Source organism: Pseudomonas sp. P65(2024), assembly GCF_057480955.1.
The window spans coordinates 1-15,544 of sequence record NZ_JBLIYX010000027.1; the positions used below are offsets into that span (position 1 = coordinate 1).

Below are 15,544 nucleotides of genomic sequence, written 5' to 3' on the forward strand. Positions count from 1 at the left end.
GAGGCCGAGCGGAGTTCTTGCGGAGGGAGGTGACGGCCATGGATGGCCGTCAAGCGCTGCGCCCCAGGATGGGGCGTTCAGCGCGGTCCTCCCGGGAGCCAGAACGGAGCGAGGGAACCCCGGAGCGAAGCGTAGGGGCCGGATGAACGGAGCGGAACGGTTTTGCCTACTTTTTCCTAGAGAAAAGTAGGTCGACGTAAAGGCGAAAAGGTGACTAAATGTCGATATCGTCTACGAATGTGCATACAAAAATCAAAAAAATCACCAAGTAACCAGCTCCAGCCCTAAACCCCCTCCAAAACCATCTCCAAAAACGTAGCCACCACCCGCCGCGTCCTCTGCTCACTCAAACAAACCAACGTCTCAGTCAAATGCCGCCGACAATCCACAATCGGCAAAGCACAAACCCTCGCATCAGCCCCAAACTCCGCCGCCGAAACAACCCCAACCCCAATCCCCACCACCACCGCCTCGCGCGCCGCCTCGCGCCCCTCGACCTGGATCGCCGGCCGAATCCGCAACCCGGCCCGCTGCATTTCTTCCTCCAGCGTCTGCCGCGTCACCGACCCCGGCTCACGCAGCACCAGCGGCGTGTCGTCCAGATCCGCCAGGCTGATCTGCCCCCGGCTGGCCCACGGGTGGTTGTGCGAGACAAACGCCACCATCGGGTCACGCCGCATCGGCACGCAGAACAACCGCTCATCATCGACATCGCGCCCGAGCAGGGCCAGGTCCGCCTGGTAACTGAACAGCCGGGCCAGCGACTCGTCGGTATTGCCGGTCTCGATCTTCACCTGGATCCCCGGATAGCGCTGACAGAACCGGGCGATCTGCGGCAGCACGTGCACCGGCGCGTCCACCGCCAGGGTCAGGCTGCCGGTGTGCAGGGCGCGGGAGTCCTGCAGCAGCTCCACGGCCTCGGCCTCGCAGGCGAACAGTCGTTGGGTCACGCCCAGCAGGCGCTCGCCCAGGTCGGTCAGTTGTACAGAACGCTTGTTGCGCTGGAACAGCAGCACGCCGAAGCGCTCCTCGAGCTTGCGCACCTGGTCGGACACCGCCGGCTGGGTCAGAAACAGCTTCTGCGCCGCACGGGTAAAGCTGCCCTGTTCGGCGACCGCATGAAAGGCCTTGAGTTGAGCATGGGAGACCGACATCGAACACTCCACTTAAAAGCTGGGCTTATGTGTGAAATACGATAAATCGATTTTATTTATCAGTCAGCAGCTGTTTCCATGTGTTTCAACCCGACCACGCTGCCACGAGCGGCGGCATGTCGGCCATGGCGGCACCACCGCCAGCTGACCAGGTGACGTCCCTCCGTCACGCAGTGCGCAACACAACAACAAGACAGGCGTTTCTTCACATTCTGCCGGCACACTCAAGCAAGAGGTCAGAGTCAATGAATCAATCCCTGGGCGCCATCAAGCGTTGGCGCGTGCAGATCTTCGCGATCACCTGGCTGGCCTACGCCGCCTTCTACTTCACCCGCAAGGCCTTCTCGGTGGCCAAGCTCGGCATCGGCGAGGATCCGAATTTCATGCTCGACAAGGCCGCCATGGCCAACCTCGACGCGATCTACCTGGCCGCCTACGCCGTGGGCCAGTTCACCTGGGGCATGCTCGCCGACCGATTCGGCCCCCGCGTAGTGGTGCTCGGCGGGCTGCTGATCTCCGCGGCGGCCGCGGTGGTGATGGGCAGCTACGCGACCTTCCCGATCTTCGCCACCTGCATGCTGATCCAGGGGCTGGCGCAGTCCACCGGCTGGGCGGGACTGTGCAAGAACATCGGCAGTTTCTTCCCGGCCTCCCAGCGCGGCCGGGTGCTGGGGCTGTGGAGTTCGTGCTACGCCTTTGGCGGCCTGGTGGCCTCGCCGTTCGCCGGCTGGTGGGCCTACACCCTGGTCGGCACCTGGCACGCGGCGTTCTTCTCCAGCGCCGTGGTGGTGGCCGCGGTGGCGGTATTGTTCTTCATTTTCCAGCGCAACAAGCCCGAGGATGTCGGCCTGCCGGCGGTGGAGCCCGAGCCGCAGAGCATGGCGCCGGGGGCGAACCTTTGCAGCGTGTGGTCGCCGCTGCGCGAGATCCTGCGCAACCGCACGGTGCTGACCCTGGGCCTGGCCTACTTCATGCTCAAACCGGCCCGCTACGCCATCCTGCTGTGGGGCCCGGTGATCGTCTTCGAGCAGATGCCGTCGGTGGGCAAGGTCGGCGCGGCGATCATCCCCACCGCCTTCGAGCTGGCCGGGCTGCTCGGCCCGATCCTCATCGGCCTGGCCTCGGACAAGCTGTTCGGTGCCCGGCGCATGCCGGCCTGCGTGATCAGCCTGGTACTGCTGACCCTGACCCTGGCCGGCTTCATGGCGGCGATGCACAGCGGCAGCGTGCTGCTGGTGGTGGCCCTGCTGTTCGTCATGGGCCTGACCCTGTACGGCCCGGATTCGATGATCAGCGGCGCCGCGGCCATCGACTTTGGCACGGCCAAGGCCGGCGCCACCGCGGCCGGCTTCGTCAACGGCTGCGGCTCGGTGGGCGCGGTGCTCGGCGGCCTGCTGCCCGGTTACTTCGACAGCGTCACGGTGTTCATCGTCTTCGCCGGCACCGCGCTGTTCTCCGCCCTGGTGCTGCTGCCGCACTGGAACAGCCGCCCGGCGACTGCCCTGCAGGCCAATGACGTGGCACCCAATACCAGCATGGCGATCAAGCCACTGCGTACCTAAAGGAAAGCGAGTAGATGAGACCCTTCTGGCTGCAACAGGCCCTGGACCAGGAAGACGAAGCGCTGTGCCCGCCGCTCGCCGGTGACGTGCGCTGCGACGTGTGCATCGTCGGCGGCGGCTACACCGGCCTGTGGACCGCACTGATGATCAAGGAACAGGCGCCGCAGCTGGAGGTGCTGCTGCTCGAGGCGGATATCTGCGGCGCCGGGGCCAGTGGGCGCAATGGTGGTTGCGCGCTGTCCTGGTCGGCCAAGTACTTCACCCTCGAGCGGTTGTTCGGGGTGGCCGAGGCGGTGCGCCTGGTGCGCGAGTCCGAGCGCAGCATCGGCGCCATCGGCGAGTTCTGCGCGGCCAACGGCATCCGCTGCGACTACCGCATGGACGGCACCCTCTACACCGCCACCAACCAGGCCCAGCTCGGCGGCACCGATGCGGTGATCGCCGCGCTGGAACAGCAGGGCATCAACTCGTTCCAGCGCCTGGCGCTGGAACAGGTGCAGCGCCTGGCCGGTTCCGAACGGCACCTGGAGGGCTGGTATTCGCCGGCCGCGGCCACGGTGCAGCCGGGGCGGCTGGTGCGCGGCCTGCGCCGGGTGGCCTTGCAACGTGGCGTGCGCATCCACGAGGGCACGGCGATGACCGGCCTGGAGCATGGCGCGCCGGTGCAGGTGCGCACCCGCGCCGGCACCGTCCGCGCCGACCGCGTGGTGCTGGGCCTCAATGCCTGGATGGCGCGGGCCTTCCCGCAGTTCGAGCGCAGCGTGGCCATCGTCTCCAGCGACATGGTGATCACCGAGCCATGCCCCGAGCTGCTGCGCCGGATCGGCCTGGACAGCGGCGTCAGCGTGCTCGACTCGCGGATCTTCGTGCACTACTACCACAACACTTCCGATGGCCGGCTGATGCTCGGCAAGGGCGGCAACACCTTTGCTTATGGCGGGCGCATGCTGCCGGTGTTCGACCAGCCGTCGCCGTACCAGCCGCTGCTGCGCGAAAGCCTGGCCGAGTTCTTCCCGGCGCTGGCCGAGGTGCCGCTGGCGGCGAGCTGGAACGGGCCATCGGACCGTTCGGTGACCGGGCTGCCGTTCTTCGGTCGGCTCGATGGGCAGGGCAACGTGTTCTACGGCTTCGGCTACTCCGGCAGCGGGGTTGGGCCGTGTCACATGGGCGGGCAGATCCTGTCGTCGTTGGCACTGGGGCTGGACAACGCCTGGACCCGTTCGCCGCTGGTCAAGGGGCCGTTGGGGCAGTTTCCGCCGGAGCCGGTGCGCTACCTGGGGTCGTTGTTGGTGCGCAACGCCATCCGCCGCAAGGAACGCGCCGAGGACCGCGGCGTGCGCCCGCGCCGGCTGGACGTGCGCCTGGCGAAGTTCGCGGCGGCGGCGGGGAAGGCGGACAAGGGCTGAAGCCGACGCGATTTCTTGTCGAACCCGGCGCGCAGGGCGTATAAACTCTCCCCACTTTTAGGCCGGTCGCTTCCTGAACCGGCCGCGGAAACAAAGAGAGTCGATATGGGCGCACAGTGGAAAGCCAAACATAGAGAAACAGCGGCCAATGCCAAAGGTAAGATCATGGGCAAGCTGGCCAAGGAGATCCAGATCGCTGCCAAGTCCGGTGCCGACCCGGACATGAACCCGCGCCTGCGCCTGGCCATCGTCCAGGCCAAAAAAGCCTCGATGACCCGTGAGACCCTGGAGCGCGCGATCAAGAAAGGCGCGGGCCTGGACGGCGAGGCCGTGCAGTACCATGCCGTCAGCTATGAAGGTTTCGCCCCGCACCAGGTGCCGCTGATCGTCGAGTGCCTGACCGACAACATCAACCGCACCGTGGCCCAGATCCGCGTGCTGTTCCGCAAGGGCCAGCTCGGCGCCAGCGGCTCGGTAGCCTGGGACTTCAACCATGTTGGCCTGATCGAGGCCACCCCGGAAGGTGACGCCGATCCGGAAATGGCGGCCATCGAAGCCGGTGCCCAGGACTTCGAGGACGGCGAGGAAGAGGGCTCGACCCTGTTCATCACCGACACCACCGACCTGGACGCCGTGCAGAAGGCCCTGCCGGAGCATGGCTTCACCGTCACCTCGGCGAAGATCGGCTACACCCCGAAGAACCCGGTGAGCGCCGCCGGCCTGAGCGCCGAAGCGCTGGCCGAGGTCGAGGCCTTCCTCGAGGCGATCGACGAGAACGAAGACGTGCAGAACGTCTATGTCGGCCTGACCGACTGATCCGCGCGTCATCCTCGCGGGGCAAGCCCACTCCCAGCACGTTCTGTGGGAGCGGGCTTGCCCCGCGATCATTTCCGGACCTGTGCCATGCACCCCACCTTCGCCTCCCTCAGCCTCGCCCACCTGCGCACCCTCGACTGCCTCCTGCAGCTGAAGAACCTCAGCCACGCCGCTGAGCGCCTGGGCTGCAGCCAATCGGCGCTGAGCCGCCAGCTGGCCAGCCTGCGCGAGGCCTTCGACGACCCGCTGCTGGTGCGCCAGGGCCGTGGCTACGTGCTCAGCGAACACGCTGAGGCGTTGGTCGAACCGCTGCGCCAGGTACTGGAGGAGCTCAACGCCTTGCGCCAGCCCGCGGCGTTCGACCCGGCGCGCTGCGAGCGGCGCTTCTGCCTGGCGGCCTCCGACTACGTGGCCGAGCACATGCTGCCGCAGCTGGTCAAGGTACTGGAGCAGGAGGCGCCGGGGGTGTCGCTGGAGTACCGCACCTGGCAGGCCGGGCAGTATGCCTTGCTTGCCAGTGGCGAGATCGACCTGGCCACCACGCTGTTCGACGAGTCACCGCCCAACCTGCACGGTCGGTTGCTGGGCGAGGACCGGGCGGTATGCCTGATGCGTCACGACCATCCACTGAGCGCCCGCGCCGAGCTGAGCCAGGACGACTACCTGGCCTTCAAGCACGTAAGGGTGTCCGGGGGCGGCGACAAGGACAGCTTCATCGACCGTCATCTGCGCGCCCAGGGGCTGCAGCGGCGCATCAGCCTGGAGGTGCCGTTCTTCAGCGCGATGGTCCAGGTGCTCGGCAATGGCCAGGCCCTGGCCACGGTGCCCGAGCACATTGCCCGGCAACTGGGGCGGCTGCATGGCCTGAGCTGGCGGCCGATGGGCTTCATCGACCACACCCAGCGCTATTGGGTGGTCTGGCACCAGCGCCTGCAGGCCTCGGCCGAGCACCGCTGGTTGCGCAACCGGGTGTTCGAGGTGTGGCGTCAGTCGCAGTTCGGCGTGCAGGGCGGGCATGCGCCTTCGCCATAGCAGCTATGCGCGAAGCGGGGTTATTCGCAAACCGGTAGGCGCCTAGACTGCGGGCAATGGACACCGCCCAGGAGCGCGCGCATGACACCCGAACAATTCCGCCAGTACGGCCACCAACTGATCGACCTGATCGCCGACTACCGCCAGACCGTCGGCGAGCGCCCGGTCATGGCCCAGGTCCAGCCGGGCTACCTCAAGGCCGCCTTGCCCGAGGGCGCGCCACAGAAGGGCGAGCCGTTTGAAGCCATCCTCGCCGACGTCGACAAGCTGGTGATGCCCGGCCTGTCCCACTGGCAGCACCCGGACTTCTACGGTTACTTCCCCTCCAACGGCACCCTGTCGTCGGTGCTCGGCGACTTCCTCAGCACCGGCCTGGGCGTGCTCGGCCTGTCGTGGCAGTCCAGCCCGGCCCTGAGCGAGCTGGAGGAAACCACCCTCGACTGGCTGCGTCAGCTGCTGGGTCTGAGCGGGCAATGGAGCGGGGTGATCCAGGACACCGCCTCGACCAGCACCCTGGTGGCGCTGATCAGTGCCCGCGAGCGCGCCACCGACCACGCCCAGGTGCATGGCGGCCTGCAGGCCCAGGCCAAACCGTTGATCGTCTACGTCAGCGCCCACGCCCACAGCTCGGTGGACAAGGCCGCGCTGTTGGCCGGCTTTGGCCGCGACAACATCCGCCTGATCCCCACCGACGCCCGCTACGCCATGCGTCCTGAAGCGCTGCGCGAGGCCATCGAGCAGGACCTGGCCGCCGGCAACCAGCCCTGTGCCGTGGTCGCCACCACCGGCACCACCACCACCACCGCGCTGGACCCGCTGCGCCCGATCGGCGAGATCGCCCAGGCCAACCAGCTGTGGCTGCACGTGGACTCGGCCATGGCCGGTTCGGCGATGATCCTCCCGGAGTGCCGCTGGATGTGGGACGGCATCGAGCTAGCCGATTCGGTGGTGGTCAACGCCCACAAGTGGCTGGGCGTGGCCTTCGACTGCTCGATCTACTACGTGCGCGATCCGCAGCACCTGATCCGGGTGATGAGCACCAACCCCAGCTACCTGCAGTCGGCGGTCGATGGCGAGGTGAAGAACCTGCGCGACTGGGGCATCCCGCTGGGGCGTCGGTTCCGGGCACTGAAACTGTGGTTCATGCTGCGCAGCGAAGGGGTCGAGGCCCTGCAGCAACGCCTGCGCCGCGACCTGGAAAACGCCCGCTGGCTGGCCGCCCAAATCGAGTCGGCACCGCAGTGGGAAGTGCTGGCGCCGGTGCAATTGCAGACCCTGTGCATCCGCCATCGCCCGGTGGGCCTCGAGGGCGAGGCGCTGGATGCCCACACCCGCGGCTGGGCCGAGCGCCTCAACGCCTCGGGTGACGCCTACGTGACCCCGGCGACCCTGGACGGGCGCTGGATGGTGCGGGTGTCGGTGGGGGCGTTGCCGACCGAGCGTGAACATGTGCAGCAGTTGTGGGCGCGCTTGCAGGCGGTGGTGGCGGAGTAAACACCATTCAGGTTTCGCTGTATCTGTATGAATATAGCGATCAGGCGATCCTGTCCGGTGGCCATGGCGCCGGGCGCAGGCTGCGCAGCAGCAGGTCGGCCTGGGCCTGGGTGGAGGCGCGGGTGGGCCTGACCTGCCCCGAGCTGCCGGGCGCCATGCCGAAGCGGAAGACAGCGATAACGTGTTTGCCGACAGCTGCGCGGTTTCAGCTATGCCAGCTGAATCAGCAGGCCGCTCGCCAGGCGCGGATCTGTTCCAGCGTGGCGGTGGCGCCGCCGCAGACGATCACCAGCACATTGCCGTAGGCGGCCACGGCCTCGGGTTGTTCGAGCAGGGCCAGCGCGGCGCCGCAGGCCGGTTCCACCAGCAGGCGATGATCACGCAGCAGCCGCTCGCAGGCATCGAGGGCTTCGCGGTCACTGACCAGGTGGCTGCGCACCGGGTGCTGGCGGGTGCAGGCCAGCGCCTGCTCGGCAACCCGCTTGGCGCCCAGCGAAGTGGCCACCGAGGCGATGCGCGGCAGTTCCACGGTATGCCCGGCAGCCATGGCGGCGTGCAGCGACGCCGCGCCATCGGTCTCCACCGCCAGCACCGGTACATCCTGCCAGCCGTTGCGCTGCAAGCCTTCAACCACGCCGCGGAGCAGGCCGCCGCCGCCGACCGAAAGCACCACCGCGTCAGGCTTGAAGCCGGCGGCGGCGACCTCGTCGATCATGCTGGCGTGGCCGGTCCACAGCAGCGGATCGTCGAACGGGTGGATGAAGGCGTCGTCCGCGCCGACCAGGGTCTGGGCGTGCTCATTGGCTTCCTGCCAGGAACTGCCGCGCACGATCACGCGGGCGTCTTCCAGGCGCAGCAGTTCCCTGGCCCGTTCGGTAGTGGTCTCGGGCACCACCACGGTGACCGGTACACCGAGCTTGCGGCCGGCATAGGCCACCGCCAGGCCGGCATTGCCGCCGGACGACGAGACGAAATGCCGGGCACCCCGGGCATGGTGGACCTCGCAGGCATGGCCGACGCCGCGCAGCTTGAACGAACCGCACGGTTGCAGGGCTTCGAGCTTGAGCCACACCGGGCGGTCGGCGCTCAGGGACAATGGGCGGGATTCGATCAGCGGGGTAGGAATGTGCAGCGGCATGATGGGCTCCGGGGTTCAGTCGCGGGCAGCCGTGGCGGGCTCGCCGCGCAGCTGCTCCAGGTAGTTGTAGACGGTGTAGCGGGTCACGCCGAGGGCTTCGGCGGCTTTCTCCACGCCACCCTTGACGATGAACAGGCCGCGCTCCTGCATGAGGCGCACGGCCTCGACCTTGGCCTGTTTGTTCATCCGCCCCTGGCCGCTGCGTTGCAGCGCATCCTGGATGATCCCGGCCATCAGCGCGGTCATGTCGGCCGCCTCGTCGGCCGGCGCCGGTGTCGCGCCCAGTGGCTGGAAGTGCTGGAGAAAGGCCATGGCGGCCTCCAGGCCGGTGACGTCGGTGTTCACGCACAGGCTGGCGAAGGGCAGGCCGTCGCGGTCGCGGAAGATCGCCGTGGCGCTGCGCAGGCTGCGGCCCTTGAGGGTGGTGGGATAGTCGGGCAGCACCACCGGCGCGCAGCCCTGCTGGTCGGCCGAAGCCTGCATCAACGCCTTGAAGCCCTGGTCCTGCTCGGGGGCGGCGAGAATCGGGCTGCCGACCCGGCGACCGGAAAGATGGCCGTTGACGATCGCCACCACCGAGTGCTCCGGGTGTTCGAGGTCGTGCAGGAGGATCTCGACGTTGCGTGGGACGACACTGCCCAAGGCCTGCAGGGTGGCCTGGAGAACAGTCAGGGTGAGCTGGCGTTCTTGCTGGGTGGTGGGAGAGGGCATGGGAAGGGGCCTGATTCAATAATGTGTTGAATTTTACACAAAAAGTTGAATCTGGTGAGTGCAGTTGTTTGGCCCACATGAAAACGGGGCCAACCCGCTCCTGCGGGCTGCAGGAGCAAGTTGGCCCCGTTGTCAGGCGAATCAGCCCAGCTTTGGCGTACGCGGCGGGATCATGCGGCGCGAGCCGGTCGACTCGAAGGCAGCAGCGAATTTCAACAGATTGTTGTCACTGTACGCCTTGCCGGCGAAGGTCAGCCCCACCGGCATGCCGATATCGGCCATCACGCCCATCGGCACGGTCACGGTCGGTACGCCCAGGTGACGGATCGCCAGGTTGCCGTTGGCCACCCAGATGCCGTTGCTCCAGGCGATGTCCGCCGACTCCGGGTTCACATCGGCGTCCGCCGGGCCGACGTCGGCCACGGTGGGGAACAGCACCGCGTCCAGGCCCTGGGCGTCCATCCAGTCTTCCAGGTCGAGCTTGCGGGTGGCTTCCAGGCCGCGCAGGCCATCGGGCACGGTGGCGATCTGGTCCCAGGTCTTCAGGCCGCGCTTGGCCATATTGACGTATTCGTCCATGCCGGCGGCCAGGTCGTCCTCACGGTTGGGCAGGGTGCCCGGGTCGTGGGGGAAGATCTGCGGGCCGTCGACATCGGCCAGGCGGTTGAGCTTGGGATCGTCGTTGGCGCGCAGGAAATCGTCGAAGGCCCAGCCGGACAGTTCCCACAGTTCGTCATGGAGGAACTCCTTGCTGACGATGCCGCGGGTGAACACGGTCGGCGCGCCCGGGCGATCGCCCTCGCAGTTGGACACCAGCGGGAAGTCGGTCTCGACCACTTCGGCGCCGGCCGCTTCCAGGGCCTGGCGCGCCTGCTGCCACAGTTCGATCACGCTGGCGCGGGTGTTGATGCGCTGTCCGGTCGGGCCGCCGATGCCGGGTTTTTCCGAGGTGCCTGCGTCGGGGTCGGCGTTGATGTACATGCGTGGCACGGCGAAGCGCTTGCCTTTGAGCGACTCGGCGCCTACGGCCAGGTCCAGGTACGAGCGGGGGCGCACGCTCGAGGCGGCCGGAATCGGCACCCATGGCTGCAGGCGCCACAGGTCGCCGCGGGTGTCGCTGTCGTCGGCCACCACCACGTCGAGGATTTCCAGCAGGTCGGCCATGGTCCTGGCATAGGGCACGACCACGTCCATGGTCGGTGTCAGCGGCCAGTTGCCGCGCACCGAGATCACCCCGCGTGACGGGGTGTAGGCGCACAGACCGTTGTTCGAGGCCGGGCCACGGCCACTGGACCAGGTTTCCTCGGCCAGGCCGAAGGCGCTGTAGCTGGCGGCGGTGGCGGTGCCGGCGCCGTTGGACGAGCCGGAGGCGAAGGGCGCGGTCAGGTAGGCGGCGTTGTACGGGCTTTCGGCGCGGCCATAGACGCCGCGCTGCATGCCGCCGTTGGCCATCGGCGGCATGTTGGTCTTGCCCAGGCAGATGGCGCCGCCGGCGCGCAGGCGCTCGACGGTGAAGGCATCGCGCTGGGCGACCAGGTCCTTGAACGCCGGGCTGCCGGAGGCGGCGGTCAGGCCCTTGACCAGGTAGCTGTCCTTGGCGGTGTAGGGAATGCCGTCCAGTGGGCCGAGGGTCTCGCCGCGGGCACGGCGGGCGTCGGAGGCTTCGGCCTCCTTGAGCGCGTCAGGGTTGCGCACGACCACGGCATTGAGTGCGGTGGCGGTGTCCTTGCCATCGTAGGCGTCGATGCGCGCCAGGTAGGCCTTGACCAACTCGACGGCGGTCGTGCGGCCGGACTCGAGCGCGTCGCGCAGCTCGGCAATGGAAACCTCGGTTACCTCGATCATGCTGTCACCACAGTTGTGCAGGTGGAAAAATCATGGCGGCGAGTGTAGCAAGAAGGTCCTGCTGGGCGCAGGCATGCAGCGGGGAAATGGTTGGTTGCAGCCAGGCAATCGAACGGCGGGGCGGTGTGCGCGGTTGCCTATGCCCCTCGAGGCATAGACAACACGGATGAGGTGCTCGCGTCGCGGTGTGTGGGGTGGCAGGATCACTCCAGGTCGCTGGCCGCGTGGCGCTCCGCCACTTGGCTGGCTTCCTCGCCCCAGGTGCGGTTGACGCGGGTGCCGCGCTGCACCGCCGGGCGTTGGGCGATGGCTTCGGCCCAACGCTGCACGTTCGGGTACTCGTGCACCGCGAGGAACTCGGCCGCGCCGTACAGGTTGCCGCGCACCAGCTGGCCGTACCAGGGCCACACGGCGATGTCGGCGATGCTGTAGGCGTCGCCGCCCAGGTAGGCGCTTTCGCCCAGGCGACGGTCGAGCACATCGAGCTGGCGCTTGGCTTCCATGGTGAAGCGGTTGATGGCGTACTCGAACTTTTCCGGCGCGTAGACGTAGAAGTGGCCGAAACCGCCGCCCAGGTAAGGCGCCGAGCCCATCTGCCAGAACAGCCAGTTGAGGCTTTCGGTGCGCGCGGCCAGGTCCTTGGGCAGGAAGGCGCCGAACTTTTCCGCCAGGTACAGCAGGATCGAACCGGACTCGAACACTCGCACCGGCGGTTCGACGCTGCGGTCGAGCAGGGCGGGGATCTTCGAGTTGGGATTGACCTGCACGAAGCCGCTGCCGAACTGGTCGCCCTCGCCGATGCGGATCAGCCAGGCGTCGTATTCGGCATCGCTGTGGCCGAGGGCCAGCAGTTCTTCCAGGAGAATGGTGACCTTGACCCCGTTGGGCGTGGCCAGGGAGTACAGCTGCAGCGGGTGCTTGCCGGTGGGCAGCGGCTTGTCGTGGGTGGGGCCGGCCACCGGACGGTTGATGCTGGCGAACTGGCCGCCGGAGGGCGCCTCGAAGGTCCAGACCTTGGGCGGAACGTAGGGCTTGCTCATGGGGAATCTCCAGGGTGGCGCAATGCGGGTTGACTGCTTCTATGCCATGGATTCGCCAATGGTCACAAGCGCGACATGCGCTTTGTAGGAGGTCGCCCAGCCCTTTCGCGACGCAAGGCCGCTCCTACGCGGACCGTGCAGGGGCTGCGGCCTGGGCCTCGGGTTTCTTCGCAGGCTTGAGCCGCGACACGCCGAACAGCACCAGCACCAGCCCGGCCACTTGGTACAGCGAAACCGCCTCGCTGAGGATCAGCCACGAGGCCAGCATGGTCAGCACCGGCCCCAGGTTGCCCACCGCGGCCGTGTGCGTAGGCCCCATGCGCTGGATCGCCAGGGCCACCCAGTAGATCGGCAGCACCGTGGAGAACAACGCCATCAGCGCCGCGTTGAGCCACACCGCGCTGGGCAGTTGCAGCAACGGCGCGACATCCGCCACCAGCAGGTAATGGGCCAGCACCATCAGCGACGAGGCGCTGCCGCACAGGCCGGCCAGGCGCATCGAGTTCATGCGCTTGAGCATCATCCCGGTGCCGGAATAGTACAGGGCATAGGTCACCGCGCTGGCGAACACCCACAGCGAGCCGACCAGCACCTGGTTGCCGGTGCCCGCGCTGGCGATGTCATGCACGAAGGCGATGCCCAGCCCCAGGTAGCACAGGCCCATGGCCGCCAGCGTGCGCAGGGTGGGGCGTTCGCGTTGGACGACGGCCTGGATCACCAGCACCAGGGTCGGGTAGGTGAACAGGATCAGGCGCTCCAGGCCGGCGCTGATGAACTGCAACCCATAGAAGTCGAACAGGCTGGCCAGGTAGTAGCCGAACAGGCCAAGCAGGGCAACCCGCAGGCCATCGCCGGCGCTCAGCGGCGCACCGCCCTGGCCACGACTGGCCCACACCAGCCAGGCGAACAGCGGCAGCGACAAGGCCATGCGCAGCGCCAGCAGGCTGATGGCGTCCACCGGGCCTGCGGCATAGGCGAGCTTGACGAAGATGGCCTTGAAGCTGAAACCCAGGGCCGCGAGGACGGCATACAGACTGCCGTTGGCGAGGGCGCGGTGGAGCGGGGCGGGCAGGCGGGTCATGACAGGTCCGTGACGGCTAGGGGGCGTGGCTTATTCTGCGCAGAACGCAGGCAGGCTAGAATCGCTTTTTCTCGAACATGGCGTTCTGATTTGGAGAAGCCCTGATGCACTTCGACCTCGCGGACCTGCGCCTGCTCGCGGCCATTGCCGCGACCGGCAGCCTGAGCAAGGCGGCGGCGACCTTCCCGGTGGCGGTATCGGCCGCCAGCACCCGGCTGCGCCTGTTCGAGGCGCGCTGTGGCTTGACCCTGTTCCTGCGCAAGGCCGACGGCATGCAACTGACGCCTGCCGGGCGCCTGGTGCTGGAGTCGGCGCGCGGCGTGTTGGGCGAGGCGCAGAAGCTGCACGACACCCTCGACGAACTTGCCGGCCAGCGGCGCATCACCCTGCACCTGGCGGCCTCCACGGTGACCAACAGCACCTTGCTGCCGGCGGTGCTCGGGCCGTTCCTGGCCGACTACCCGGAGGTGGACCTGCAACTGGTCGAGCACAAGAGCATCGATGTGCTGCGCGTGGTGCTGGCCGGGGAGTGCGAGATCGGCGTGTACGACGGCAACCTGGTCAATGACGGCCTGGTGTCGCTGCCGTTTCGCACCGAACGCCTGGTGTTGCTGGTGCCGGTCGATCACCCGTTGGCCGGGCGCGGCCAGCTGCGACTGGCGGATGCGCTGGGGTTTGCTTTCGTCTGCCTGCCGGCCGAGCGCGCCATGCAGCGTTTCGTCGAGGAGCTGGCGATGAACCTGGCCATGCCGCTGAAGGTACGGGTGCGTGCCCCCAGCTTCGAAGCCATCGCCCAGCTGGTGGCCCAGCACGCCGGCATCGCCCTGATGCCCGAGACCGCCGCGGTGCGCGCCGAGCAGGAACTGGCGGTGCGCCGGGTGGCTCTGGAGGAGCGCTGGGCGACCCTGGAACTGCGCATTTGCTTGCGTGGTTGGGAGACGCTGAGCTCCCATGGGCGGCAACTGGTGAGCTTTCTTTCCGAGCAATAACGCGAGCGAATTGGTTGCTCGTCAGAATGCCATCATTTGGATATCAAATGTGCCTGTGCAAAAGCCTTCGAACGCATACAATCAGCGCTCTGAACGGTAATTCACAGGCCACACCCACCCATGGCGTTCGACGCTTGCACCCTGCTGACCCTCTCCATCGCCCTGGCCGCAGTCGCCGCCTTGTACCTGGCGGTGGAGTGGATCAGCGTGCGTGAGTCTTCCTTGCTGTGCTGGAGCGCCAGCTTCGCCACCATCAGCGTCGGCTCCTCGCTTGCATTGCTGCGCGGCAGCGGCTATCTGTTCATCGGCATCTGGTTCGCCAATGGCATGCTGGTCGCCGCCCACTGGTTGTTTTTGGTGGGGGTTTCGCGCTTCACCGAGACGCGCCTGTCACGGGCCTGCTACCTGGCGCCGCTGCTCTGGGCGAGCCTGCTGCTGCTGCCGCAATGGCCGCTGTGGTCGAAGACTTTCCTGGTGCTCAACTCGCTGCTGGTCGCCGGCTTTACCCTGTACGCCAGCGCGTTGCTGCGCCCGCACGGCAAGTCCCTCAGCGTGGGGGCGGTCCAGTTGCGCTACATCCTGCTGCTGCACGGCCTGTTCTACCTGGCCAAGACCTTGCCGGCGCTGCTGCCAGGGACACTGATCGACCTCACGGCGTTGCGTGGGCAGATCATCCAGGCGTCGCTGCTGGAGGGCGCCATGGCGATCATGCTGATCGCCCTGTCGATGACCGGCACCGTGCGCTACCGCCGCGAAGAGCGCATCGAGCGCCTGGCCGCGCGTGATCCGTTGACCGCGCTGTACAACCGTCGCGCCCTGGAGGTACGGGCGGCGAACCTGCTCAAGGAGGTCTCGGCGCAACGTCCGGGCGCCTTGCTGCTGATCGACATCGACCACTTCAAGCTGGTCAACGACCTGCACGGGCACGCCGCCGGCGACCGTCTGCTGGTAGCCTTGAGCGAGATGATCCGGGCGTTGCTGCCGGAGCGGGCGATCGCCGCGCGCCTCGGCGGCGACGAGTTCGTCATCCTGCTGGGCGATGCCTCGCGCCAGGCCATCGAGCAGTTGGCCGATGCCTTGCGTCGGCAGTTCCAGGCCACGGCCGAACAGGCGTTCCGCACCCCGGAGACGGTGACCCTGAGCATCGGCGCCAACCTGTTCGACCGGCCACCGACCAGCCTGGCGGCCCTGATCGAGCAGGGCGATGTGCTGCTGTACGCCTCCAAGCGCGGCGGGCGCAACAGCCTGCAGCTGGTGGACGGGCTGCGCGGCTGAG

At 67.4% G+C, this 15,544-nt stretch carries 13 protein-coding genes; 7 read left to right on the forward strand and 6 right to left on the reverse strand.

The genetic code is table 11. The annotated features are described in order from the left end of the window. Nucleotides 1-284: 284 nt before the first annotated feature. A complete protein-coding gene (locus tag AC25MA_RS24445; RefSeq protein ID WP_062363416.1) occupies nucleotides 285-1,154 on the reverse strand; it encodes a LysR substrate-binding domain-containing protein in 870 nt (289 codons plus the stop codon). 245 nt (nucleotides 1,155-1,399) lie between these two features. Between AC25MA_RS24445 and AC25MA_RS24450 the strand changes: the two genes are divergently transcribed. From AC25MA_RS24450 to AC25MA_RS24470, 5 genes are all read left to right on the forward strand, one after another. After that, on the forward strand, nucleotides 1,400-2,716 hold the full coding sequence (locus tag AC25MA_RS24450; protein WP_028688728.1) for an MFS transporter: 1,317 nt from the start codon (nucleotides 1,400-1,402) through the stop codon (nucleotides 2,714-2,716). Between the two features lie 14 nt (nucleotides 2,717-2,730). Next, the gene (locus tag AC25MA_RS24455) at nucleotides 2,731-4,122 is read left to right on the forward strand and encodes an FAD-dependent oxidoreductase (RefSeq protein WP_062574374.1); all 1,392 of its coding nucleotides are present in this window, start codon (nucleotides 2,731-2,733) and stop codon (nucleotides 4,120-4,122) included. Between the two features lie 105 nt (nucleotides 4,123-4,227). Beyond that, complete coding sequence (locus tag AC25MA_RS24460; protein ID WP_028688730.1) at nucleotides 4,228-4,938, forward strand: YebC/PmpR family DNA-binding transcriptional regulator; 711 nt, start codon at nucleotides 4,228-4,230, stop codon at nucleotides 4,936-4,938. 87 nt (nucleotides 4,939-5,025) lie between these two features. Further along, complete coding sequence (locus tag AC25MA_RS24465; protein WP_486972473.1) at nucleotides 5,026-5,970, forward strand: LysR family transcriptional regulator; 945 nt, start codon at nucleotides 5,026-5,028, stop codon at nucleotides 5,968-5,970. A gap of 81 nt (nucleotides 5,971-6,051) precedes the next feature. Next, entirely contained in the window at nucleotides 6,052-7,464 is a 1,413-nt protein-coding gene (locus AC25MA_RS24470; RefSeq protein ID WP_486972474.1) for a DOPA decarboxylase, read from the forward strand. 223 nt (nucleotides 7,465-7,687) lie between these two features. Here the strand turns inward: AC25MA_RS24470 and AC25MA_RS24475 are convergent, their stop codons facing one another. From AC25MA_RS24475 to AC25MA_RS24495, 5 genes are all read right to left on the reverse strand, one after another. Next, complete coding sequence (locus tag AC25MA_RS24475) at nucleotides 7,688-8,602, reverse strand: pyridoxal-phosphate dependent enzyme (protein ID WP_486972475.1); 915 nt, start codon at nucleotides 8,600-8,602, stop codon at nucleotides 7,688-7,690. 15 nt (nucleotides 8,603-8,617) lie between these two features. Continuing rightward, nucleotides 8,618-9,313, reverse strand: coding sequence for a helix-turn-helix transcriptional regulator (locus tag AC25MA_RS24480; RefSeq protein ID WP_062363432.1), 696 nt, complete (start codon nucleotides 9,311-9,313; stop codon nucleotides 8,618-8,620). Between the two features lie 141 nt (nucleotides 9,314-9,454). Continuing rightward, complete coding sequence (locus AC25MA_RS24485) at nucleotides 9,455-11,158, reverse strand: amidase (RefSeq protein ID WP_028688735.1); 1,704 nt, start codon at nucleotides 11,156-11,158, stop codon at nucleotides 9,455-9,457. A gap of 203 nt (nucleotides 11,159-11,361) precedes the next feature. Further along, a complete protein-coding gene (gene yghU / locus AC25MA_RS24490; RefSeq protein ID WP_062363434.1) occupies nucleotides 11,362-12,198 on the reverse strand; it encodes a glutathione-dependent disulfide-bond oxidoreductase in 837 nt (278 codons plus the stop codon). Nucleotides 12,199-12,322: 124 nt separating this feature from the next. Continuing rightward, nucleotides 12,323-13,279: a DMT family transporter gene (locus AC25MA_RS24495; RefSeq protein ID WP_232853954.1), complete on the reverse strand. Its 957-nt coding sequence runs from the start codon at nucleotides 13,277-13,279 to the stop codon at nucleotides 12,323-12,325. A 104-nt stretch (nucleotides 13,280-13,383) separates the two neighbouring features. Here AC25MA_RS24495 and AC25MA_RS24500 point away from each other — a divergent pair, with 104 nt between their 5' ends. Continuing rightward, nucleotides 13,384-14,268, forward strand: a complete 885-nt coding sequence (locus tag AC25MA_RS24500; RefSeq protein ID WP_069015812.1) for a LysR substrate-binding domain-containing protein — start codon at nucleotides 13,384-13,386, stop codon at nucleotides 14,266-14,268. A gap of 120 nt (nucleotides 14,269-14,388) precedes the next feature. Then, a complete protein-coding gene (locus AC25MA_RS24505) occupies nucleotides 14,389-15,543 on the forward strand; it encodes a GGDEF domain-containing protein (protein WP_486972476.1) in 1,155 nt (384 codons plus the stop codon). The last annotated feature ends 1 nt before the right edge of the window (nucleotide 15,544 follow it).

Bases quoted from the DNA above. Each gene is read 5' to 3' on its own strand.
- AC25MA_RS24445 (WP_062363416.1), bottom strand. From the start codon at position 1,154: ATGTCGGTCTCCCATGCTCAACTCAAGGCCTTTCATGCGGTCGCCGAA.
- AC25MA_RS24450 (WP_028688728.1), top strand. From the start codon at position 1,400: ATGAATCAATCCCTGGGCGCCATCAAGCGTTGGCGCGTGCAGATCTTC.
- AC25MA_RS24455 (WP_062574374.1), top strand. From the start codon at position 2,731: ATGAGACCCTTCTGGCTGCAACAGGCCCTGGACCAGGAAGACGAAGCG.
- AC25MA_RS24460 (WP_028688730.1), top strand. From the start codon at position 4,228: ATGGGCGCACAGTGGAAAGCCAAACATAGAGAAACAGCGGCCAATGCC.
- AC25MA_RS24465 (WP_486972473.1), top strand. From the start codon at position 5,026: ATGCACCCCACCTTCGCCTCCCTCAGCCTCGCCCACCTGCGCACCCTC.
- AC25MA_RS24470 (WP_486972474.1), top strand. From the start codon at position 6,052: ATGACACCCGAACAATTCCGCCAGTACGGCCACCAACTGATCGACCTG.
- AC25MA_RS24475 (WP_486972475.1), bottom strand. From the start codon at position 8,602: ATGCCGCTGCACATTCCTACCCCGCTGATCGAATCCCGCCCATTGTCC.
- AC25MA_RS24480 (WP_062363432.1), bottom strand. From the start codon at position 9,313: ATGCCCTCTCCCACCACCCAGCAAGAACGCCAGCTCACCCTGACTGTT.
- AC25MA_RS24485 (WP_028688735.1), bottom strand. From the start codon at position 11,158: ATGATCGAGGTAACCGAGGTTTCCATTGCCGAGCTGCGCGACGCGCTC.
- yghU (WP_062363434.1), bottom strand. From the start codon at position 12,198: ATGAGCAAGCCCTACGTTCCGCCCAAGGTCTGGACCTTCGAGGCGCCC.
- AC25MA_RS24495 (WP_232853954.1), bottom strand. From the start codon at position 13,279: ATGACCCGCCTGCCCGCCCCGCTCCACCGCGCCCTCGCCAACGGCAGT.
- AC25MA_RS24500 (WP_069015812.1), top strand. From the start codon at position 13,384: ATGCACTTCGACCTCGCGGACCTGCGCCTGCTCGCGGCCATTGCCGCG.
- AC25MA_RS24505 (WP_486972476.1), top strand. From the start codon at position 14,389: ATGGCGTTCGACGCTTGCACCCTGCTGACCCTCTCCATCGCCCTGGCC.